The sequence below is a fragment of the Tenacibaculum ascidiaceicola genome (genome assembly GCF_047470925.1).
Lineage (GTDB): Bacteria > Bacteroidota > Bacteroidia > Flavobacteriales > Flavobacteriaceae > Polaribacter > Polaribacter discolor.
The window spans coordinates 118,008-137,955 of sequence record NZ_JAZKJP010000005.1; the positions used below are offsets into that span (position 1 = coordinate 118,008).

Here is a 19,948-nt window from a genome sequence, read left to right on the forward strand (position 1 = left end):
ATTATTTTTTCTTGTTAGCTACAGTTTTTCTCTTACCTTTTCTTGTACGAGAGTTATTCTTTGTTCTTTGTCCACGTAATGGTAAACCAAGTCTGTGACGAATACCTCTTTGACATCCGATGTCCATTAAACGTTTAATGCTTAATTGAACCTCAGAACGTAACTCACCTTCAATAGTGTAAGTTCCAACTTGCTCACGAATTGCTGCAATTTGATCATCAGTCCAGTCTTGAACTTTGATACTTTCATCTATATTGGCAGCAGCTAAAACTTCTTTAGCTCTGCTTCTTCCTATACCAAAGATGTAAGTTAAAGCGATAACACCTCTTTTATTCTTTGGAATATCTATACCTGCGATTCTTGCCATAACTACCCTTGTCTTTGTTTAAATCTAGGATTCTTTTTGTTAATTACATATAATCTGCCTTTTCTGCGTACAATTTTGCAGTCGGCACTTCTTTTCTTTAATGATGCTCTTACTTTCATCAGTGTGTGTTTTTAATATCTGTAAGTAATTCTTGCCTTTGATAAATCATACGGACTCATTTCTAACTTTACCTTATCTCCTGGTAATAGTTTGATATAATGCATACGCATTTTTCCTGAAATGTGAGCCGTAACAATATGTCCGTTCTCTAATTCTACTCGAAACATTGCATTTGATAATGCTTCTGTAATGGTTCCGTCTTGTTGAATTGCTGGTTGTTTAGCCATATTATTTTAATGATTTTCTGTTACTGTTACCTGTTTTCATTAAACCATCATAACGACTGTTTAATAAATACGAGTTTATTTGCTGAATAGTGTCTATTGCTACCCCTACCATAATGATTAATGATGTTCCTCCATAAAACATTGCCCAGTTTTGAGTAACTCCAAACTTTACAACAATTGCAGGTAAAATAGATAAAGCAGCTAAGAATATAGATCCTGGTAATGTAATTTTCGACAATACTGAATCTAAAAAGTTCGCTGTTTCTTCACCTGGTTTATATCCTGGAACAAAACCATTACTTCTCTTTAAGTCTTCTGCCATTTTATTCGTTGGAATAGTAATCGCAGTATAAAAGTAACTAAAGACAATAATTAATAAAGCAAATATAACGTTATACCATAAACCGAAATTATCAGTTAAACTGTTTAATGCTGGATACTTTTGACCTAATGCTATTGGTAAAAACATAATAGCTTGTGCAAAAATAATTGGCATTACTCCAGCTGCATTCAACTTTAATGGAATGTACTGTCTTGCGCCATCAACATCTTTAATGTTTGTAACTGCTGTACGACGTGCGTATTGAACGGCTACTTTACGTACTGCTGTAACTAATAATACGGTTAACAAGATTACTACAAACCAAACTATTAATTCGATTAAAATCATCATAATTCCTCCAGCACCTGCAGTTTGCTTTGAAACTAATTCTTGGATAAATGCTGCTGGGAAGTTCGCGATGATACCTACAGTAATTAATAATGATATTCCATTACCAACACCTTTATCAGTAATACGCTCTCCTAACCACATCGCAAAAATTGTTCCTGCACTTAAAAGAATAATTGATGATATCCAAAATGTTGCTCCTGTTACTAAAAATGCTTCTTGCGGCAATCCCATTTGATTTTGGATTACTCCAATATAGGTTGGCGCTTGAAACAAAGTAATAGCAATCGTAAGCCATCTTGTTATTTGCGTAATCTTCTTACGTCCACTTTCTCCATCCTTTTGTAATTTTTGTAAATATGGTACCGCAATACCCATTAACTGAACTACAATAGAAGCAGAAATATAAGGCATTATACCAAGTGCCATAACTGACGCTCTAGCAAATGCCCCACCTGTAAATGCGTTTAATAAACCTAAAAGTCCACCGTCAGTACTGTCTTTTAATGCTGCTAACTGAGTAGGATCAATTCCTGGTAATGGAACTGCTGCCATGAAACGGTAAACAGCGATTAAACCTAAGGTTAAAAGTAATTTCTCTTTTAACTCTTCAATCTTCCAAATGTCTTTTAAAGTATTTATAAAATTCATCATTTACAATTCTTATAATGTTACTGCTTCACCTCCTGCTGCTTCGATAGCTGCTTTAGCTGATGCTGTAAATTTATGTACAGTTATATTTAATTTAGCTTTTAACTCTCCACCACCTAATATTTTTACTAAGTCGTTTTTACGAGCTAATCTGTTTTCTACTAAAACATCTAAATTTACTGTATCTGTTATCTTTCCGTTATCTACTAATGATTGTAACTTGTCTAAATTTACACCAACATACTCTTTACGATTAATGTTAGTGAAACCAAATTTAGGCACACGTCTTTGAAGTGGCATTTGTCCTCCTTCAAATCCTATTTTACGAGAATAACCAGAACGAGATTTAGCTCCTTTATGTCCTCTTGTAGAGGTACCTCCGTGACCAGAACCTTCTCCACGAGCGATTCTTTTACCGCTTTTTGTAGATCCTGCTGCTGGTTTTAAGTTGTGTAAACTCATCTTTATATTGTCTTATTTAATTTCTTCTACAGAAACTAAGTGTGAAACTTTACTTACCATACCCAAAATTGTAGCTGATGCTTCATGTTCTACAGTTTGGTTCATTTTACGTAAACCTAACGCCTCTAACGTTCTTTTTTGATTTTTAAGGCGACCGATTTGACTTTTTACTTGTGTAACTCTAATTTTACTCATCGTCTTAAATTTTAACCGTTAAAAACTTTCTCTAAAGATATACCTCTTTGCTTAGCAATAGTAGCAGCACTACGTAATTGTAATAAAGCATCAAAAGTTGCTTTTACTACGTTGTGAGGGTTTGATGATCCTTGAGACTTTGATAATACGTCTTTAATACCTACAGCTTCTAATACTAAACGTACAGCACCACCGGCAATAACCCCGGTACCGTGTGAAGCAGGCTTGATGAATACTTTTGCTCCACCAAATTTACCTTTTTGTTCGTGTGGTAATGTTCCTTCTAAAATAGGGATACGTACTAAATTTTTCTTTGCATCTTCTACTGCTTTAGCAATTGCAGAAGAAACGTCTTTAGACTTTCCTAATCCGTGACCTACAACACCGTTACCATCTCCTACTACTACGATTGCAGAGAATCCGAATGCTCTACCCCCTTTAGTTACTTTGGTAACACGTTGTACACCTACTAATTTATCTACAAGCTCTAATCCGCTTGGTTTTACTCTTTCTACGTTTTTATATCCTAACATAATATAATTTCTTAAAATTTTAAACCAGCTTCTCTTGCAGCGTCTGCTAATACTTTAACTCTTCCGTGGTATAAATATCCGTTACGGTCAAAAGCAACAGTATCAACACCAGCCTTTACAGCTTTTTCAGCAATAGCTTTACCTACAGCTGTAGCCGCTTCTGCTTTAGAACTAGATGTAATTTCTTTATCTCTTGATGATGCAGATGCTAATGTAACACCAGCAACGTCATCGATTAACTGAGCATAGATTTCTTTGTTACTTCTAAAAACTGATAACCTTGGTTTTTCAGCTGTACCTGTAACAATCTTTCTAATTCTATGCTTAATTCGTTGTCTTCTTTCAAGCTTTGATAATGCCATAATAATTTCTCTTATTTATTATGCAGATTTACCTGCTTTTCTTCTTAATACTTCTCCTACAAACTTAATTCCTTTTCCTTTGTAAGGTTCTGGCTTACGGAATGAACGAATTTTTGCTGCAACTTGACCAACTAATTGTTTGTCATGTGAAGTTAATTTTACGATTGGATTCTTACCTTTTTCAGATACTGTTTCAACCTTAACTTCTGGAGCTAAATCTATTACAATATTGTGAGAGAAACCTAAGGCTAAATCTAACTTTTGACCTTGGTTAGATGCTCTATAACCAACACCTACTAACTCTAACTCTTTAGTAAATCCTTTGCTTACTCCTTCAACCATATTATTGATTAAAGCACGGTATAAACCATGTGCAGCTCTATGATCTTTACTTTCTGATGGTCTTTCTAAAGTGACAGTACCATCTTCAACTTTTACAGTAATTCCAGACTTAATTTCTTGAGTTAACTCTCCTAATTTTCCTTTTACTGTAACCACATTTCCGTCTACTTTTACTTCAACACCTTGTGGCAATGCGATTGGATTCTTTCCTATTCTACTCATCTTACAAAATGTTTTTTAGTAAACGTAACATAATACTTCTCCACCAACGTTCTCTTGTCTTGCTTTTTTGTTTGTCATTACACCTTTTGATGTAGAAACAATAGCAATACCTAATCCGTTTAATACTCTTGGCATTTCTTTAGCGCCAACGTATCTACGTAAACCTGGTGTTGAAATTCTTTGAATCTTTCTGATTACTGATTCTTTCGTATCACGATCGTATTTTAAAGCTATCTTAATAGTTCCTTGAACTTTATCTTCATTGAACTGATAACTTAAAATGTAACCTTGATCGAACAAAATCTTCGTCATTTCCTTCTTCAACTTTGAAGCAGGAACTTCAACTACTCTGTGATTTGCTGCAATAGCATTTCTCACTCGAGTAAGAAAATCCGCGATTGGATCTGTATACATAGTTAATTAATTTTCGGTTTTGGTTTTTAGTATCTTTATTTTATCAATACAAATACTAAACCTGAAACCAGTTAATATTTATTTAATTGTTTTTTGAATAAAATCTCGTAGGCATTATACCGTTTGATTGGTATTTACTTACAAGGCATAATTTACCCTATAAAAACAGTGTGCAAATATACATAAACTTTTTAAAAATCAAACCTTTTTAATCATTATCATTTTTAGTATCAAAATATTACGTTTAAGTAAGCCTATTTTAATCTAAAATAAAGTTTACATATTCGGCAACTATTACCTTTATAAGCAAAAAAGGCGTATAACATTTTATAGTTATACACCTTTTGTTTACATATTAAAGAGCTGTTACCAGCTTGCCTTTTTTACTCCTGGAATTAATCCTTGGTTAGCCATTTCACGGAAAGTAACACGTGAAATTCCGAACTGACGCATATATCCTTTTGGACGTCCAGTTAGTTTACAACGGTTGTGCATTCTAATTGGTGATGCGTTTTTTGGTAACTTTTGTAATGCTTCATAGTCTCCAGCTTCTTTTAAAGCTTTTCTCTTTTCAGCATACTTAGCAACCATTTTAGCTCTTTTGCGCTCACGCGCTTTCATTGATTCTTTAGCCATCTTATTAATTCTTTTTAAATGGTAATCCTAATTCTCCTAATAATGATTTAGCTTCTTTATCAGTGTTTGCAGATGTTACAAATGTAATATCCATACCACTAATTTTTTTCACTTGATCAATATTAATCTCTGGGTAGATGATTTGTTCAGTAATACCTAAATTGTAATTACCTCTACCATCAAAACCATTTGCTTTGATTCCGTTAAAGTCTCTTACACGTGGTAAAGAAGCTGTAACTAATCTATCTAAAAATTCATACATTTTATCACCTCTTAACGTAACTTTTGCACCAATTGGCATTCCTTTACGTAATTTGAAGTTTGCAACGTCTTTTTTAGAGATTGTAGATACTGCTTTTTGACCTGTAATAGTAGTTAACTCGTCAATAGCGTATTCTATTAATTTCTTATCTGCTATAGCTGCACCAACACCTTTACTTACAACGATCTTTTGTAATTTAGGTACTTGCATTACATTGCTATAACCAAATTCATCAGTAAGAGCTTTGATAACTCTGCTCTTGTACTCTTCTTTTAATCTTGGTACGTAACTCATTGTTATATTGCTTTATCTGATTTTCTTGAAACTCTTACTTTCTTATCTCCTTCTACTTTATATCCAACTCTTACTGCTTCACCGTTTTCGATTAAAGCAACGTTTGATACGTGTAATGGAGCTTCTTTCTTTACAATTCCTCCTTGTGGATTTGCAGCGCTTGGTTTAGTGTGTTTAGACACCATGTTTACACCTTCTACTACTACTCTATCCTTATCTTTAAGAATTTGTAAAACTTTTCCTTCAGATCCTTTGTGATCTCCTGCTATAACTTTAACAGTATCTCCTGATTTAATTTTAAATTTTTTCATTTTAAAATCTGATTTTATAACACCTCAGGTGCTAATGATACTATTTTCATAAATTGTTTCTCACGTAATTCACGAGCCACAGGTCCGAATACACGAGTTCCTCTCATTTCCTCAGTAGGATTTAAAAGTACACAAGCATTATCATCAAATCTGATATATGATCCGTCTTTACGTCTAACTTCTTTCTTAGTACGAACAACAACTGCACGAGATACTTGACCTTTCTTTACAGTTCCGTTTGGAGTTGCAGATTTTACCGATACTACGATTTTATCTCCAACGCTAGCGTAACGCTTTTTTGTTCCTCCTAAAACTCTAATCACTAAAACTTCTTTTGCTCCAGTGTTATCTGCGACTTTTAATCTTGATTCTGTCTGTAACATATTATTTAGCTCTTTCTAGGATTTCTACTAATCTCCAACGTTTAGATTTACTCATAGGACGTGTTTCCATGATCCTTACAGTATCACCTTCGTTGCAATCGTTATTCTCGTCATGTGCAACGTACTTCTTAGTCTTTAATACGAACTTTCCGTACATTGGGTGCTTTACTCTTTTTACCTCGTTTACAACAATAGATTTCTCCATTTTGTTACTAGATACTACACCGATTCTCTCTTTTCTAAGATTTCTTTTTTCCATCTTTAAAACTGACTAGAATTATTGTAATTCTCTTTTAGTTAACTCTGTAGCAATTCTTGCTACAGTTTTTCTTAAGCTACGTAACTCTAATGGGTTTTCCAATGGAGTTATGGCGTGAGCCATCTTAAGATCAGTATAATTTTTCTTCAACGCCCCTAGCTTTTCTTGTAAGTCAGCTGTTGATAATTCTTTAATTTCTGATTGTTTCATGATCTAATAGAATTAAGCGTTATAATCAAAATCTCTTGCTATTACAAACTTCGTTTTTACAGGAAGTTTTTGCGCTGCTAAACGTAAAGCTTCTTTTGCTACTTCCATTGGTACACCACCAATTTCAAACAAAATTCTACCTGGTTTTACAACTGCTACAAAGTGGTCTGGCGCACCTTTACCTTTACCCATACGTACCTCTAAAGGTTTCTTAGTTATTGGTTTGTCTGGGAAAATTTTAATCCAAAGTTGCCCCTCTCTTTTCATATAACGAGTTGCCGCAATACGAGCTGCCTCTATTTGACGAGAGGTAAGTAAGTTCTGGTCTAATGATTTGATACCAAACATTCCGTTAGAAAGTTGAGTACCTCTACCAGAGTTACCTTTCATATTTCCTTTCGCCTTCTGTACCTTACGGTATTTTACTCTTTTTGGCTGTAACATTGTTAATTTCTTTTAAAAATTATTTTCTTCTGCGAGGTTGACGTTTACCACCACCTTTGTTTCCACTACCTTTTTGCTTAGATAGTCCAACTAATGGAGATAATTCACGTTTTCCATAAACCTCACCTTTCATAATCCATACTTTCACACCGATTCTTCCGTATGTAGTATGTGCTTCAACAAGTGCATAATCGATATCTGCTCTGAAGGTAGAAAGAGGAATTCTTCCTTCTTTGTAATGCTCAGAACGTGCCATTTCAGCTCCGTTTAAACGACCTGATAATTGCACTTTAATTCCTTCTGCATTCATTCTCATTGCAGCAGCAATAGCCATTTTAGTAGCTCTCTTATAAGAAATTCTGTTTTCGATTTGACGTGCAATACTAGCTGCAACTAATTTTGCATCTAATTCTGGACGTTTAATTTCGAAAATGTTAATTTGAACTTCTTTACCAGTAATTTTCTTAAGCTCTTCTTTTAACTTGTCTACCTCTTGACCTCCTTTACCAATAATGATACCTGGACGTGCAGTAGTGATAGTAACGGTTACAAGTTTTAAAGTACGCTCAATAATAACTCTTGATACACTTGCTTTAGATAATCTAGCGTATAAATACTTTCTTATCTTATCATCTTCAGCAATCTTATCTCCGTAGTCATTTCCACCATACCAGTTAGATTCCCATCCTCTGATAATTCCTAAACGATTTCCTATTGGATTTGTCTTTTGTCCCATTTCTACTTTGATTAATTACTGTTATTTTTAGTTCCTAACTCTAAAGTTACGTGATTAGAACGCTTACGAATTCTGTGTGCACGACCTTGTGGAGCTGGTCTTAACCTTTTTAACATACCTGCGCTATCAACACAAATTGATTTTACGTATAATCCAGCATCTTCGATACTTGCATCTTCATTTTTAGCTTGCCAGTTAGCAATAGCTGATAATAATAACTTTTCTAAGTTACGTGATGCTTCTTTTGGACTGAACTTTAAGATTTGTAAAGCTTTTTCAACTTCAACTCCTCTTACTAAATCTGCTACCAAGCGCATTTTTCTTGGTGATGTAGGACAATTAGTTAACTTAGCGAAAGCTCTAGACTTTCTAGCTTCTTTTAACTGTGTTGCCATGTTATGTTTACGACTTCCCATAATTTCCTACTATTTTTTACCTTTATTTTTTGCACCAGCATGTCCTCTAAATGAGCGTGTTGGTGAAAATTCGCCTAATTTATGACCTACCATGTTTTCAGTAACGTAAACTGGTACAAACTGACGTCCGTTGTGAACTGCAATTGTTTGCCCTACGAAATCAGGAGTAATCATACTTGCTCTAGACCAAGTTTTGATAACTGACTTACTACCTGCTTCTACGTTAGCTAACACTTTTTTCTCTAACTTATAGTGAACGTAAGGTCCTTTTTTTAATGATCTTGCCATGGTTTATTATTTCTTTCTACGTTCTACGATATACTTATTACTAGCTTTGGTCTTTGATCTAGTCTTAAATCCTTTAGCAGGAATACCGTTTCTAGATCTTGGATGCCCTCCAGAAGAACGTCCTTCACCACCTCCCATTGGGTGATCAACTGGGTTCATTCTAACAGCATTTGTTCTTGGTCTTCTTCCTAACCATCTACTTCTACCTGCTTTACCTGAAACTAATAACTGGTGGTCTGAGTTAGACACTACTCCAATTGTAGCCATACAAGTTAATAAGATAAATCTTGTTTCTCCAGAAGGTAATTTAACTGTTGCATATTTACCTTCTTTTGCAACTAACTGAGCAAAAGCTCCAGCAGAACGAGCCATAACAGCTCCTTGACCTGGGTGTAATTCAATACAAGAAATTGTAGTACCTAATGGAATTTCACTTAAGTACATAGCATTTCCAACTTCTGGAGACGCTTCTTTTCCTGAAATGATTGTTTGACCTACTTTTAATCCGTTTTGCGCAATTACATAACGCTTCTCACCATCAGCATAACTAACTAATGCAATAAATGCAGTACGGTTTGGATCGTACTCAATAGTTTTTACTGTTGCAGGAACACCTTGCTTATCTCTTTTAAAATCGATAATACGGTATTTTTGTTTATGACCTCCACCGATATTACGTGTAGTCATTCTACCCTGGTTGTTTCGACCTCCAGATCGTTTTTTCGGAGCTAATAAAGATTTCTCCGGCTTATCAGTAGTAATGGTGTCGAACCCATTTACAACTCTAAAACGCTGACCTGGTGTTATTGGTTTTAATTTTCTAACTGACATTCTGTCTTTTCTTAAAGATTGTTATAAAAATCAATAGTTTCTCCTTCAGCTAACTGAACGATTGCTTTCTTGTATCCACCTGTTAATCCAGTAACTAAACCTTTTTTAGTGTATTTAGTTTTTCTTTGTGCTGGATAATTCATTGTTTTTACAGATTCAATCGCTACACCATAAGCAGCTTCTACAGCTCCTTTGATTTCTAATTTGTTAGCTTTCTTATTTACAACAAATGTATAACGGTTGTTTAACTCGCTATCATTTGTAGCTTTTTCTGTAATAATAGGTTTAATTAAAATACTCATCTTGTTCCCTATTTACTTAAATTAGACTCAATTCCTTCTAGAGAGCTTTCAGAAATAACAACTTTATTAGCATTTAAAACGCTATATGTGTTAATACCTGAAGCATCTACTACTTTAGAACCTTTTAAGTTACGAGATGATAAGTAAACGTTCTTACTTTCTTCACCTAATACGAATAAAGACTTTTTAGCGTCTAATTCTAAAGCTTTTAATACATTGATAAACTCTTTAGTTTTTGGAGCTTCAAAATTGAAGTCTTCTACAACTACTAAATTGTTTTCTTTTGCTTGAATACTTAAAGCTGACTTACGTGCTAAACGCTTTAAGTTTTTATTTAACTTAAAAGAATAGTTTCTTGGTCTTGGACCAAACATACGTCCACCACCTCTAAAAACACCAGACTTGATACTACCCGCACGAGCTGTACCAGTTCCTTTTTGTTTTTTTATCTTTCTTGTACTACCAGCAATCTCAGCTCTTTCTTTCGATTTATGAGTACCTTGTCTTTGATTAGCCAAATACTGCTTTACATCTAAATAAATCGCGTGATCATTTGGCTCAATTCCGAATACCTCGCTAGAAAGTTCAACTTTTCTACCAGTATCTTTTCCTGTAATATCTAATACTGCTACTTTCATTATTTCTCGATAGTTACATAAGAGTTTTTGTGACCAGGAATCGCTCCTTTTACAACGATAAGATTCTTATCTGCAACCACTTTTAAAACTCTTAAATTTTGAACTTTTACTTTGTCTCCACCCATACGACCTGCCATACGCATTCCTTTGAATACTCTTGCAGGGTATGATGCTGCACCAATTGAACCTGGAGCTCTTAAACGGTTATGTTGACCGTGAGTTGCTTGTCCAACCCCGCCAAAACCATGACGTTTAACAACACCTTGAAAACCTTTACCTTTAGAAACTCCTGATACATCAACGAATTCTCCTTCAGCAAAGTGTTCAACAGTAATTGAGTCACCTAATTTGTACTCACCTTCGAATCCTTGGAACTCAACGACTTTTCTCTTAGCAGATGTACCAGCTTTTTTAAAGTGACCATCTAAAGCTTTATTAGAGCTTTTTGCTTTTTTGTCATCGAAACCAAGTTGTAACGCGTTATAGCCGTCAACCTCTTCGGTTCTGACTTGGGTAACAACGCAAGGACCTGCTTCGATTACAGTACAAGGAATATTCTTCCCGTTTTCATCGAATAAGCTGGTCATTCCTACTTTTCTTCCTATTAACCCAGACATATTTGTTAATTTTCAGACGATAGATTTAATTTATCCAGCGCGTCTATTAATAAAATAAATTTTTGAAACAAATGTTTCTTGTTTTCCTTCAAATTTCTCAAAAAAAAAGAGCGAAAAACATCTTCACTCTTTGAATTTGTTTTACCGTTTTTCCTTCGCGAAACCCTCAGGACATGTCATTTCTGAATACTTTCCAGAAATTTACACACTCCGAAAACTAAAATTTCGGTGTGCAAAAGTATAAAAAACTTTCGGCTTAACAAAATTAAACCGAAAGTTATTGATTTACTTATACTTTGATCTCAACTTCAACTCCACTTGGTAACTCAAGTTTCATTAACGCATCAATAGTTTTTGAAGAAGAACTATAAATGTCTAATAATCTCTTGTAAGCAGATAATTGAAATTGCTCTCTAGATTTTTTGTTTACGTGTGGTGAACGTAACACTGTAAAAATCTTTTTATTTGTTGGTAAAGGAATTGGACCGTTTACTACAGCTCCAGTACTCTTTACTGTCTTTACGATTTTCTCAGCAGACTTGTCTACTAAATTATAATCGTAAGATTTTAACTTTATTCTAATTTTTTGACTCATCTTAATTAACCTTTAGCGTTTGCGATTACTTCTTCTGAAATGTTGCTTGGAGTTTCTGCATAGTGAGAAAATTCCATTGTAGAAGTTGCTCTACCTGAAGATAATGTTCTTAAAGAAGTAACATATCCAAACATTTCTGATAAAGGAACGATTGCTCTAACTACTTTAGATCCAGCACGATCGCTCATATCGTTTACTTGTCCTCTTCTTCTGTTTAAGTCTCCAACGATATCTCCCATGTTCTCCTCTGGAGTTAACACTTCTAATTTCATCATTGGTTCCATGATTACAGCTCTTGCAGCTTTTGCAGCAGCTTTATAACCTAACTTAGCCGCTAATTCGAATGATAATTGATCAGAATCTACAGGGTGGAAAGATCCATCCTTTAAAGTAATCTTCATCGAATCCATTTCGTAACCAGCTAAAGGACCATTTTTCATTGCTTCTTTGAATCCTTTTTCTACTGACGGTACAAATTCCTTAGGAACGTTACCACCTTTAATAATAGACTCAAATTGTAATCCTGTTACACCTTCATCAGCAGGCTCCATAGTAAATACAATATCAGCAAACTTACCACGTCCACCAGATTGCTTTTTGTAAACCTCTCTGTGATCTGCAGTAGCAGTTAAAGCTTCTTTGTACTCTACTTGTGGTTGTCCTTGATTTACTTCAACCTTAAACTCACGCTTTAAACGGTCTACAATAATATCTAAGTGTAACTCACCCATTCCTGAAATAACAGTTTGCCCTGAAGCTTCATCTGTTTTTACAGTAAACGTTGGATCTTCTTCGGCTAATTTAGCTAAAGCCATACCTAGCTTATCTACATCAGCCTTAGTTTTAGGCTCAACAGCGATACCGATTACTGGATCTGGGAAATCCATAGATTCTAAAACGATTGGGTGTTTTTCGTCAGATAACGTATCACCTGTTTTAATATCTTTAAATCCTACTGCTGCTCCAATATCTCCAGCTTCGATAAAATCGATTGCGTTTTGCTTATTAGAGTGCATTTGGTAAATACGTGAAATACGTTCTTTTTTACCTGAACGGTTATTTAACACATAAGAACCTGCATCTAAGTGACCAGAATAAGCACGGAAGAACGCTAAACGACCTACGAAAGGATCGGTAGCAATTTTAAATGCTAAAGCTGAGAATGGTGCTTTTGCATCTGGCTTACGCATTTCTTCTTCACCTGTATCAGGGTTAGTACCGATGATATTATCTCTATCTACAGGAGAAGGTAAGTAACGACATACAGCATCTAATAAGAACTGTACACCTTTATTTTTAAATGAAGACCCACATACCATTGGAATGATAGACATATCCATTACAGCAGCTCTTAATGCAGCATGCACTTCTTCTTCTGTAATTGAATCTTCATCTTCCATGTACTTCTCTAATAAGTTTTCGTCATAAGCAGCAACCTCTTCGATTAACTTACCACGTAACTCACGAGCTTCTTCTTTTAATTCTTCTGGAATATCTACAACATCGAAAGTTGATCCATAATTATCATCATGCCATACAATAGCACGGTTTTTAACTAAATCAACAATCCCTTTAAAATCTGCTTCATCACCAATATTTAATACGATTGGCACTGCATTAGACTTTAACATGTCTTTTACTTGCTGACAAACCGCTAAAAAGTTAGCTCCTTGACGATCCATTTTGTTAACGAAACCGATACGAGGCACTTTATAGTTATCAGCTAATCTCCAGTTAGTTTCAGACTGTGGCTCAACTCCATCAACTGCAGAGAATAAGAACACTAACCCATCTAATACACGTAATGAACGATTTACCTCTACGGTAAAATCAACGTGACCTGGAGTATCAATAATATTAAAATGATATCCTTTTGTTTCAGGTAATGGCTTTGCATTTTCCAAAGGAAATTGCCAAGTACAAGTAGTTGCAGCAGAAGTAATTGTAATACCTCTCTCTGCCTCTTGCTCCATCCAGTCCATTGTAGAAGCTCCATCGTGTACTTCTCCAATTTTATGAGACACTCCTGTATAGAAAAGGATACGCTCAGTTGTTGTTGTTTTACCAGCATCAATATGAGCAGCAATACCTATATTTCTTGTATATTTTAAATCTCTTGCCATTTCTTATTAAAATCTAAAGTGTGAGAATGCTTTATTTGCTTCAGCCATCTTATGAGTATCAACTCTTTTCTTAACAGCAGCTCCTTCCTCTTTAGCAGCAGCTAAAATCTCTGCAGCTAATCGTTGTGCCATTGTTTTTTCATTACGCTTACGCGCATAAGAGATCATCCATTTAATCGCCATAGACACTTTACGGTCTGGACGAATTTGCATTGGAATTTGGAAAGTTGCACCACCAACACGGCGAGAACGAACTTCTACGTGAGGCATCACGTTAGATAAACCATCTTTCCACACTTCTAAAGCCGACTTTTCTTCGTCAGTTTTCTTTTCATTTACGATATCCATTGCATCGTAAAACACTTTGAACGCTACAGATTTCTTACCGTCCCACATTAAGTTATTCACAAAACGTGTAACTAATTGATCGTTGAATCTAGGATCCGGTAACAAAACTCTTTTTTTAGCTCTTCTTTTCCTCATGTCTTTACATTAAAAAAGTTACTAATTAATTTTTACTTTTTGTCTTTTGGGCGTTTTGCACCGTACTTAGATCTACGTTGGGTTCTACCCTCAACTCCTGCAGTATCTAATGCTCCACGTACCACGTGATATTTAACACCTGGTAAATCTTTTACCCTTCCACCTCTAACTAATACTATCGAGTGCTCTTGCAAGTTGTGCCCCTCACCTGGAATATACGCGTTGATTTCGTTACCATTTGTTAAACGAACCCTTGCTACCTTACGCATTGCTGAGTTAGGTTTCTTAGGTGTAGTGGTATACACACGCGTACAAACTCCACGTCTTTGTGGACATGCTTGTAAAGCAGCCGATTTACTCTTCTTAGTTATTTTGGCTCTTCCTTTACGAACTAATTGTTGAATAGTTGGCATACTAAATTATTACTTGTTTTTAATTTGTACTTAAATTACTCTAATTTTAAGAGTGTGCAAATGTACGATAATTTTCTATTTATTCAAATATCAAGAAGTTATTTTTAACAACATTTAAAAACCACCCTGAATACTTCACCTCTTCTCAACCTCTCCTTTATTTAAAAAAAATACACAAACCAACCTCAACTCGTTAAAAAACTAAATATTTACTAAAACAAAACAACAAACACCAATTTTACATCAAACTTAATCACTTATTTTTAGAATATTTTAACAAATACCTTGTTTTTTTAAGTTTTATTTATGATTTTTGGCTCAATTAATTCAAATAATTACATAATGAAAACAAAGTTTAATGGAATTTTAACGCTACTCTTAGCGTTGATTGTGCAAGTATCCTTTGCGCAAGAAAAAATGATTTCAGGTACTGTTTCCGACGGAACAGGTCCACTACCTGGAGTTAATGTATTAATAAAGGGAACTACTTCTGGAGTAGAAACAGATTTTGACGGTAAATTTTCTATTAAGGCAAAAATCGGAGACATTCTTGTTTTTAGTTTTGTTGGTATGAAAACTACTGAAAGAACAGTTACAAATTCTAACACAATTAATCTAACAATGACTACTGACAGCCTACTTGATGAAGTTGTTGTTACCGCACTTGGACAATCAAGGAGTGAAAGAGCTTTAGCTTTTGCTGCCCCTAAAGTAAAAGCTGCTGAATTAAATGCTGCTCAAAATGACAATGCCATAAGCGCTTTGTCTGGAAAAGTAGCTGGTTTAAAAATTAATTCTCCTTCTGGTAACATCGGTGGTTCTCAAAGAATTTTAATTAGAGGATCAAATTCTGTTACTGGTGAAAACCAACCTTTATTCGTTATTGATGGAATCCCTATGGACAACTCAAATTTTAATAGTTCTAACGCTCAAAGAGGTGCTGGTGGTGTTGACTTTGGTAGTACTATTAATGATATTGATCCTAGTAATATCGAAACTGTTACCGTTTTAAAAGGAGCAGCAGCAGCTCTGTATGGCTCTAGAGCTTCTAACGGTGTTGTTTTAATCACAACTAAGACTGGTAAAAACTCAAAAAAACTAGGAGTAAGTGTTAGCTCTTCAATCACTTTTTCCGAAGTAGCAATCTTACCTAATCTTCAAAGAGAATATGGTGGAGGATCTATAATTCCTGATTTTGATGATGATGGAAACAGAATAGGTCGCAATGGTTTTGCTGTACAAAACATCGGTGGAACTGAATACATGTTAGTTCAATACAATACTGACGAAAGCTGGGGTCCTAAATACAACCCTAACTTAAAAGTACTACACTGGGATGCTTTTGATCAAGCTAGTTTCCCCGATGACTATTTAAAACCAAGAGCTTGGGTAGCTCCTGAAAATGATGTAGATTCATTTTTCAAAACTGGTATCTCTACAAATAACACATTAACATTAACTTCTGCAAGCGACAAAGGAAATGTTCTTTTTTCTGCTGGTATTCAAGAAAACAGTGGTATAGTACCAAACACAGAAGTTAATCGTCATTTTGCAAAGTTTAGCATCAATCAAAAACTATCTGATGATTTAACTGCTGTTAGTAGTATAAATTATGTTCAAACATCTGGATCTAGACCTGTTATTGGTTATGATGACAATAGTGTTACCCAAAAGTTTTTTCAATGGGGGCAAAGACAATTAGACTATAAAAGACTACAGAATTATAAAAATGATGACGGAACCCAAAGAACTTGGAATAGAAATTCATGGGACAATCCTAAACCTAAATACTCTGATAACCCTTACTGGACTGTAAACGAAAACTTACCTACCGACCGAAGAACTCGCGTATATGGAAATGCTAGTTTAAATTATCAAATAACAGATGATTTAAACATTAAAGGTAGCATATATGCTGACACATATAATTTTAGAAACACAGAACAAGTTGCTGAGGGATCTCAAGCTCAGTCTGAATTCTTAGAAAGAGCATACAATTTTAAAGAGTACAACTACGAATTTACAGCTAATTATAAGAAAGATTTTTCAGACAATTTTAAACTATCTGCTTTATTTGGAGCTAATAAAAGAAATCATACCTTAAATTACCGATTCAATCAAACTACTGGTGGTTTATCGGTTCCAAACATTTACAATATTAACAATGGTAAGGGACCTTTAGAAAAAAATGTTGATAACATAGACAAAGTAGTAAATAGTTTATTTGGAAGTGTTAGCTTATCTTTTGCAAATCAATTATTCATTGATTTAACAGGTAGAAACGACTGGTCTTCTACTTTGCCTGAAGACAACAACTCATATTTTTACCCTTCTGCTTCTGTTGCATGGGTATTCAACGATGTTTTATTCCCTGAATCAAACTGGTTCAACTATGGTAAACTAAGATTTGGTTGGGCGCAAGTAGGAAATGATACTGATCCATATAGAGTTATCAGTACCTTAACTTTAGACACTCCTTTTAAAGGTGATGGTAGAGTTACAGTTCCTTCTAGTCTTTTAAATTCTGACTTAGTTAATGAAACAACTACCACATGGGAGGTTGGAACTGAATTAAACTTTTTAAACAGAAGAGTAAACTTAGATGTTACGTATTACAACAATGAAACAACAGATCAAATTATACCTGTAGATCTTTCTTATGGTACAGGTTATGGTTCTCAATGGATTAACGCTGGTAAAATGACTAACAAAGGGGTTGAGATTCAACTAGGTTTGAAACCAATAGTTAATGAAAACTTTACTTGGAACATTGATGTAAATTTCGCTAAAAATGAAAATGAATTGGTTGAATTAAAAGAAGGCTTAAGTTCTGTTCTTTTAACAAACGCTCCTTTCCAAGCTCAATTAGCTGCTACTGTAGGTAAAGCTTACGGTTCAATTATGGGTACTGACTTTATTTATGATGATCAAGGAAATAAAGTAATTACTAGTGATGGTACGTATGCAGCGACTAATGATTTAGTTGCTTTAGGTTCAGCTAACCCTGACTTCAGTGCTGGGTTAAGAAATAGTTTTAAATATAAAAACTTTGATTTAGGTATATTACTAGAAATGAGTAAAGGAGGAAAATACTTTTCTACTTCACACATGTGGGGTATGTACTCTGGTATGCTACAAAAAACAGTTGATAATAACATAAGAGAAGATGGTATTGTATTACCTGGAGTTACTGGTACTGTAACTTATAATGACGATGGAAGCTATACTGTTACTAATACCGCTCCTAACACAACTAGAATATCTGGTCAAACTTATGGTACTTCACACTACGGTGGTTTTGGAACACCTGATGCCCAAAATGTGTTTGATGCTGACTTTTACAAAATAAGAGAGGTATCTCTAGGTTATACTTTTAAAGGAGAATTTTTGAAAGTTTTTGATAAAGCTAGAGTTAGTTTATTCGGTAGAAATCTATATACTTGGGGACTTGATTACGATGGAATTGACCCAGAAACAGTATCAACAGGTTCAGGGAATATTCAAGGTTTAGAAGGAGGTTTACAACCTTCTGTTAGATCTTTTGGTATGAACTTAAACTTATCTTTCTAAAACTAATTATAAGATGAAAAAAATAAAATATATATTCGCTTCACTTTTGCTAAGTTCTTTTTTAGCATGTGATACAGATTACATTAACGATCCTGACAATCCTGAGATAGCTCCTTCAACTCAACTAGTAACAAGTGCTCAATTTAATTTAGCCTATGAGCTAAATGACCAATGGACTGGTGGAAGAGGTATGTTAGGGTTTGCTCAATACTGGGCTGGTGAATTTTACACTGACGAAAACAGATATGCTCTAAGAATTTCACAAATAAATGATCTATGGCAGGATCCTTATTTAATTTTAACTGACTTAAAAAAAGTTATCGAATTGAATGAAGACTCTCAAACTGCTGTTTTAATGTCTGCTTATGGCGATAACAATAATCAGATACAGGCTTCAAGAATAATGATGGCATTCACTTTCTCTAAATTAGTTGACACTTTTGGGAACGTACCTTACTGGAGTTATGGACAAAAGGATAATACTGCTTTTGAAGCTTTACGCCTAGAAGAAGGAATAAATAGTCCAGCATATACTGATGCTGAAACTATTTATGAAGACTTATTGACTGAATTATTAGATGCTGCAAATAAAATGGATACTTCTAAAACTGTATTTACTTCAGGAGATAACATTTATAGTGGAGAACCTACTTTATGGGTTAAGTTTGCCCATTCTATAAGATTAAGATTAGCTAGCCATATTTACAATTACAATAATGCTTTAGCTATGACGGTATTTAATGAATCTAACTCCAAAGCTTTTACTTCTAATGCAGACAATGCCACTTTTAAATATGGCACCGATGACATAACTGGTGGACCTTGGCATAATGCATTTACAGTTGAATCTCGAAGAGATTTTGCTCCTGCATTATCTTTTACAGATTTATTATACAACCGTGTTGGACCATTCTCTACAATTACTGAAGAAGACCCTAGAGTTACTAAATATTTTGATACACGATTAGGTACAACTGAAATTGTTGGTATTCCTTATGGTTTTGGTAATGCTGTTGCCCGAGCTGTTGAAAATGAAAGTATACCTAGTTCTGAAATAATCAAACCAGACTACAACCAAATTCTATTATCTTACGCTGAAATAGAATTTATAAGGTCTGAATTCAATGGCTGGGATCAAACAAATTATGAAAACGGAGTAAAAGCTTCAATGGAATCTTGGGGAGTTCCTTCATCTAATGCTGACAACTATGTAGCAATGTTACCTGTTGCTAATGAAGAAAATGTCTTAACTCAAAAGTATATTGCTCTATATATGGATGGATTGGAAGCTTGGACTGAATATAGAAGAACTGGGTACCCTAATACTTTATCTGTACCTGGAGATACTTTTGGGTCTGCTACTTTCACTACTTTAGTTCCAGGATTAAACACTATACCTAATAGAGTAAGTTACCCACAAAAAGAACAATTATTAAATCGATCTAATTGGGATGCTGCTAGACAGGGGTTCTCTGATGGTGATACCATGATATCAAAATTGTTTTGGGATGTAAATTAATATTTACACATAACTGAACATAAACTGTAACTTTAAAAGTGTCTTGATATCAA

Annotated in this window: 30 protein-coding genes; 2 read left to right on the plus strand and 28 right to left on the minus strand. The window is 34.6% G+C overall.

All coding sequences use genetic code 11. The features are described from left to right. Position 1: 1 nt before the first annotated feature. The 28 genes from rpsM to rpsL all read right to left on the minus strand — a co-directional run bounded on the left by rpsM (position 2) and on the right by rpsL (position 14,806). Entirely contained in the window at positions 2–367 is a 366-nt protein-coding gene (gene rpsM, locus VBY68_RS04965) for a 30S ribosomal protein S13 (protein ID WP_047789819.1), read from the minus strand. A gap of 2 nt (positions 368–369) precedes the next feature. After that, the gene (gene ykgO / locus VBY68_RS04970) at positions 370–486 is read right to left on the minus strand and encodes a type B 50S ribosomal protein L36 (protein WP_010181906.1); all 117 of its coding nucleotides are present in this window, start codon (positions 484–486) and stop codon (positions 370–372) included. 12 nt (positions 487–498) lie between these two features. Further along, positions 499–714 carry a translation initiation factor IF-1 gene (infA, locus tag VBY68_RS04975; protein WP_024740627.1) on the minus strand — a complete coding sequence of 72 codons (216 nt, stop codon included), beginning with the start codon at positions 712–714 and terminating at the stop codon, positions 499–501. A 1-nt stretch (position 715) separates the two neighbouring features. Further along, the gene (secY, locus tag VBY68_RS04980) at positions 716–2,035 is read right to left on the minus strand and encodes a preprotein translocase subunit SecY (RefSeq protein WP_099215311.1); all 1,320 of its coding nucleotides are present in this window, start codon (positions 2,033–2,035) and stop codon (positions 716–718) included. 12 nt (positions 2,036–2,047) lie between these two features. Further along, positions 2,048–2,497 carry a 50S ribosomal protein L15 gene (gene rplO / locus VBY68_RS04985; RefSeq protein WP_047789821.1) on the minus strand — a complete coding sequence of 150 codons (450 nt, stop codon included), beginning with the start codon at positions 2,495–2,497 and terminating at the stop codon, positions 2,048–2,050. 12 nt (positions 2,498–2,509) lie between these two features. Beyond that, on the minus strand, positions 2,510–2,692 hold the full coding sequence (rpmD, locus tag VBY68_RS04990; protein WP_047789822.1) for a 50S ribosomal protein L30: 183 nt from the start codon (positions 2,690–2,692) through the stop codon (positions 2,510–2,512). A gap of 11 nt (positions 2,693–2,703) precedes the next feature. Then, a complete protein-coding gene (gene rpsE / locus VBY68_RS04995; RefSeq protein WP_099215310.1) occupies positions 2,704–3,228 on the minus strand; it encodes a 30S ribosomal protein S5 in 525 nt (174 codons plus the stop codon). A gap of 8 nt (positions 3,229–3,236) precedes the next feature. After that, on the minus strand, positions 3,237–3,587 hold the full coding sequence (rplR, locus tag VBY68_RS05000) for a 50S ribosomal protein L18 (protein WP_047789824.1): 351 nt from the start codon (positions 3,585–3,587) through the stop codon (positions 3,237–3,239). 18 nt (positions 3,588–3,605) lie between these two features. Next, the gene (rplF, locus tag VBY68_RS05005; RefSeq protein WP_099215308.1) at positions 3,606–4,151 is read right to left on the minus strand and encodes a 50S ribosomal protein L6; all 546 of its coding nucleotides are present in this window, start codon (positions 4,149–4,151) and stop codon (positions 3,606–3,608) included. A gap of 15 nt (positions 4,152–4,166) precedes the next feature. Then, entirely contained in the window at positions 4,167–4,565 is a 399-nt protein-coding gene (gene rpsH, locus VBY68_RS05010; RefSeq protein WP_099215307.1) for a 30S ribosomal protein S8, read from the minus strand. Between the two features lie 366 nt (positions 4,566–4,931). After that, the gene (gene rpsN / locus VBY68_RS05015; RefSeq protein ID WP_028890738.1) at positions 4,932–5,201 is read right to left on the minus strand and encodes a 30S ribosomal protein S14; all 270 of its coding nucleotides are present in this window, start codon (positions 5,199–5,201) and stop codon (positions 4,932–4,934) included. A 4-nt stretch (positions 5,202–5,205) separates the two neighbouring features. Continuing rightward, on the minus strand, positions 5,206–5,757 hold the full coding sequence (gene rplE / locus VBY68_RS05020; protein WP_028890737.1) for a 50S ribosomal protein L5: 552 nt from the start codon (positions 5,755–5,757) through the stop codon (positions 5,206–5,208). Positions 5,758–5,759: 2 nt separating this feature from the next. Continuing rightward, entirely contained in the window at positions 5,760–6,068 is a 309-nt protein-coding gene (rplX, locus tag VBY68_RS05025; protein WP_099215306.1) for a 50S ribosomal protein L24, read from the minus strand. Between the two features lie 14 nt (positions 6,069–6,082). Beyond that, positions 6,083–6,451, minus strand: coding sequence for a 50S ribosomal protein L14 (gene rplN / locus VBY68_RS05030; protein WP_099215305.1), 369 nt, complete (start codon positions 6,449–6,451; stop codon positions 6,083–6,085). Position 6,452: 1 nt separating this feature from the next. After that, positions 6,453–6,710 carry a 30S ribosomal protein S17 gene (rpsQ, locus tag VBY68_RS05035; protein WP_099215304.1) on the minus strand — a complete coding sequence of 86 codons (258 nt, stop codon included), beginning with the start codon at positions 6,708–6,710 and terminating at the stop codon, positions 6,453–6,455. 18 nt (positions 6,711–6,728) lie between these two features. Then, positions 6,729–6,920: a 50S ribosomal protein L29 gene (gene rpmC, locus VBY68_RS05040; protein ID WP_028890733.1), complete on the minus strand. Its 192-nt coding sequence runs from the start codon at positions 6,918–6,920 to the stop codon at positions 6,729–6,731. Between the two features lie 12 nt (positions 6,921–6,932). Beyond that, positions 6,933–7,364: a 50S ribosomal protein L16 gene (rplP, locus tag VBY68_RS05045; RefSeq protein ID WP_047789830.1), complete on the minus strand. Its 432-nt coding sequence runs from the start codon at positions 7,362–7,364 to the stop codon at positions 6,933–6,935. A gap of 19 nt (positions 7,365–7,383) precedes the next feature. Continuing rightward, on the minus strand, positions 7,384–8,100 hold the full coding sequence (rpsC, locus tag VBY68_RS05050) for a 30S ribosomal protein S3 (protein ID WP_099215303.1): 717 nt from the start codon (positions 8,098–8,100) through the stop codon (positions 7,384–7,386). Positions 8,101–8,111: 11 nt separating this feature from the next. After that, complete coding sequence (gene rplV, locus VBY68_RS05055) at positions 8,112–8,516, minus strand: 50S ribosomal protein L22 (RefSeq protein ID WP_028890730.1); 405 nt, start codon at positions 8,514–8,516, stop codon at positions 8,112–8,114. Between the two features lie 9 nt (positions 8,517–8,525). Continuing rightward, the gene (gene rpsS, locus VBY68_RS05060; protein WP_028890729.1) at positions 8,526–8,804 is read right to left on the minus strand and encodes a 30S ribosomal protein S19; all 279 of its coding nucleotides are present in this window, start codon (positions 8,802–8,804) and stop codon (positions 8,526–8,528) included. Positions 8,805–8,810: 6 nt separating this feature from the next. After that, positions 8,811–9,635, minus strand: coding sequence for a 50S ribosomal protein L2 (gene rplB / locus VBY68_RS05065; RefSeq protein ID WP_099215302.1), 825 nt, complete (start codon positions 9,633–9,635; stop codon positions 8,811–8,813). Between the two features lie 11 nt (positions 9,636–9,646). Beyond that, on the minus strand, positions 9,647–9,937 hold the full coding sequence (gene rplW, locus VBY68_RS05070) for a 50S ribosomal protein L23 (protein ID WP_047789833.1): 291 nt from the start codon (positions 9,935–9,937) through the stop codon (positions 9,647–9,649). A gap of 8 nt (positions 9,938–9,945) precedes the next feature. Then, positions 9,946–10,575, minus strand: coding sequence for a 50S ribosomal protein L4 (gene rplD, locus VBY68_RS05075; protein WP_099215301.1), 630 nt, complete (start codon positions 10,573–10,575; stop codon positions 9,946–9,948). Beyond that, positions 10,575–11,192 (minus strand): 50S ribosomal protein L3, encoded by a 618-nt coding sequence (gene rplC, locus VBY68_RS05080; RefSeq protein WP_047789835.1) that lies wholly within the window; start codon positions 11,190–11,192, stop codon positions 10,575–10,577. The genes rplD and rplC overlap by 1 nt, the downstream gene beginning before the upstream one ends. 289 nt (positions 11,193–11,481) lie before the next feature. Continuing rightward, on the minus strand, positions 11,482–11,787 hold the full coding sequence (gene rpsJ, locus VBY68_RS05085) for a 30S ribosomal protein S10 (RefSeq protein WP_024740605.1): 306 nt from the start codon (positions 11,785–11,787) through the stop codon (positions 11,482–11,484). Positions 11,788–11,792: 5 nt separating this feature from the next. Further along, complete coding sequence (gene fusA, locus VBY68_RS05090; RefSeq protein ID WP_124591190.1) at positions 11,793–13,910, minus strand: elongation factor G; 2,118 nt, start codon at positions 13,908–13,910, stop codon at positions 11,793–11,795. A gap of 6 nt (positions 13,911–13,916) precedes the next feature. Next, the gene (gene rpsG, locus VBY68_RS05095; RefSeq protein ID WP_028890723.1) at positions 13,917–14,393 is read right to left on the minus strand and encodes a 30S ribosomal protein S7; all 477 of its coding nucleotides are present in this window, start codon (positions 14,391–14,393) and stop codon (positions 13,917–13,919) included. Between the two features lie 32 nt (positions 14,394–14,425). Then, complete coding sequence (gene rpsL / locus VBY68_RS05100) at positions 14,426–14,806, minus strand: 30S ribosomal protein S12 (protein WP_028890722.1); 381 nt, start codon at positions 14,804–14,806, stop codon at positions 14,426–14,428. A gap of 342 nt (positions 14,807–15,148) precedes the next feature. Here rpsL and VBY68_RS05105 point away from each other — a divergent pair, with 342 nt between their 5' ends. Both VBY68_RS05105 and VBY68_RS05110 read left to right on the plus strand, forming a co-directional pair. After that, complete coding sequence (locus tag VBY68_RS05105; RefSeq protein ID WP_415269078.1) at positions 15,149–18,376, plus strand: SusC/RagA family TonB-linked outer membrane protein; 3,228 nt, start codon at positions 15,149–15,151, stop codon at positions 18,374–18,376. A 13-nt stretch (positions 18,377–18,389) separates the two neighbouring features. Further along, positions 18,390–19,895 carry a SusD/RagB family nutrient-binding outer membrane lipoprotein gene (locus VBY68_RS05110; protein ID WP_415269079.1) on the plus strand — a complete coding sequence of 502 codons (1,506 nt, stop codon included), beginning with the start codon at positions 18,390–18,392 and terminating at the stop codon, positions 19,893–19,895. The last annotated feature ends 53 nt before the right edge of the window (positions 19,896–19,948 follow it).

Bases quoted from the DNA above. Each gene is read 5' to 3' on its own strand.
- rpsM (WP_047789819.1), bottom strand. From the start codon at position 367: ATGGCAAGAATCGCAGGTATAGATATTCCAAAGAATAAAAGAGGTGTT.
- ykgO (WP_010181906.1), bottom strand. From the start codon at position 486: ATGAAAGTAAGAGCATCATTAAAGAAAAGAAGTGCCGACTGCAAAATT.
- infA (WP_024740627.1), bottom strand. From the start codon at position 714: ATGGCTAAACAACCAGCAATTCAACAAGACGGAACCATTACAGAAGCA.
- secY (WP_099215311.1), bottom strand. From the start codon at position 2,035: ATGAATTTTATAAATACTTTAAAAGACATTTGGAAGATTGAAGAGTTA.
- rplO (WP_047789821.1), bottom strand. From the start codon at position 2,497: ATGAGTTTACACAACTTAAAACCAGCAGCAGGATCTACAAAAAGCGGT.
- rpmD (WP_047789822.1), bottom strand. From the start codon at position 2,692: ATGAGTAAAATTAGAGTTACACAAGTAAAAAGTCAAATCGGTCGCCTT.
- rplR (WP_047789824.1), bottom strand. From the start codon at position 3,587: ATGGCATTATCAAAGCTTGAAAGAAGACAACGAATTAAGCATAGAATT.
- rplF (WP_099215308.1), bottom strand. From the start codon at position 4,151: ATGAGTAGAATAGGAAAGAATCCAATCGCATTGCCACAAGGTGTTGAA.
- rpsH (WP_099215307.1), bottom strand. From the start codon at position 4,565: ATGTATACAGATCCAATCGCGGATTTTCTTACTCGAGTGAGAAATGCT.
- rpsN (WP_028890738.1), bottom strand. From the start codon at position 5,201: ATGGCTAAAGAATCAATGAAAGCGCGTGAGCGCAAAAGAGCTAAAATG.
- rplE (WP_028890737.1), bottom strand. From the start codon at position 5,757: ATGAGTTACGTACCAAGATTAAAAGAAGAGTACAAGAGCAGAGTTATC.
- rplX (WP_099215306.1), bottom strand. From the start codon at position 6,068: ATGAAAAAATTTAAAATTAAATCAGGAGATACTGTTAAAGTTATAGCA.
- rplN (WP_099215305.1), bottom strand. From the start codon at position 6,451: ATGTTACAGACAGAATCAAGATTAAAAGTCGCAGATAACACTGGAGCA.
- rpsQ (WP_099215304.1), bottom strand. From the start codon at position 6,710: ATGGAAAAAAGAAATCTTAGAAAAGAGAGAATCGGTGTAGTATCTAGT.
- rpmC (WP_028890733.1), bottom strand. From the start codon at position 6,920: ATGAAACAATCAGAAATTAAAGAATTATCAACAGCTGACTTACAAGAA.
- rplP (WP_047789830.1), bottom strand. From the start codon at position 7,364: ATGTTACAGCCAAAAAGAGTAAAATACCGTAAGGTACAGAAGGCGAAA.
- rpsC (WP_099215303.1), bottom strand. From the start codon at position 8,100: ATGGGACAAAAGACAAATCCAATAGGAAATCGTTTAGGAATTATCAGA.
- rplV (WP_028890730.1), bottom strand. From the start codon at position 8,516: ATGGGAAGTCGTAAACATAACATGGCAACACAGTTAAAAGAAGCTAGA.
- rpsS (WP_028890729.1), bottom strand. From the start codon at position 8,804: ATGGCAAGATCATTAAAAAAAGGACCTTACGTTCACTATAAGTTAGAG.
- rplB (WP_099215302.1), bottom strand. From the start codon at position 9,635: ATGTCAGTTAGAAAATTAAAACCAATAACACCAGGTCAGCGTTTTAGA.
- rplW (WP_047789833.1), bottom strand. From the start codon at position 9,937: ATGAGTATTTTAATTAAACCTATTATTACAGAAAAAGCTACAAATGAT.
- rplD (WP_099215301.1), bottom strand. From the start codon at position 10,575: ATGAAAGTAGCAGTATTAGATATTACAGGAAAAGATACTGGTAGAAAA.
- rplC (WP_047789835.1), bottom strand. From the start codon at position 11,192: ATGTCTGGGTTAATAGGAAGAAAAGTAGGAATGACCAGCTTATTCGAT.
- rpsJ (WP_024740605.1), bottom strand. From the start codon at position 11,787: ATGAGTCAAAAAATTAGAATAAAGTTAAAATCTTACGATTATAATTTA.
- fusA (WP_124591190.1), bottom strand. From the start codon at position 13,910: ATGGCAAGAGATTTAAAATATACAAGAAATATAGGTATTGCTGCTCAT.
- rpsG (WP_028890723.1), bottom strand. From the start codon at position 14,393: ATGAGGAAAAGAAGAGCTAAAAAAAGAGTTTTGTTACCGGATCCTAGA.
- rpsL (WP_028890722.1), bottom strand. From the start codon at position 14,806: ATGCCAACTATTCAACAATTAGTTCGTAAAGGAAGAGCCAAAATAACT.
- VBY68_RS05105 (WP_415269078.1), top strand. From the start codon at position 15,149: ATGAAAACAAAGTTTAATGGAATTTTAACGCTACTCTTAGCGTTGATT.
- VBY68_RS05110 (WP_415269079.1), top strand. From the start codon at position 18,390: ATGAAAAAAATAAAATATATATTCGCTTCACTTTTGCTAAGTTCTTTT.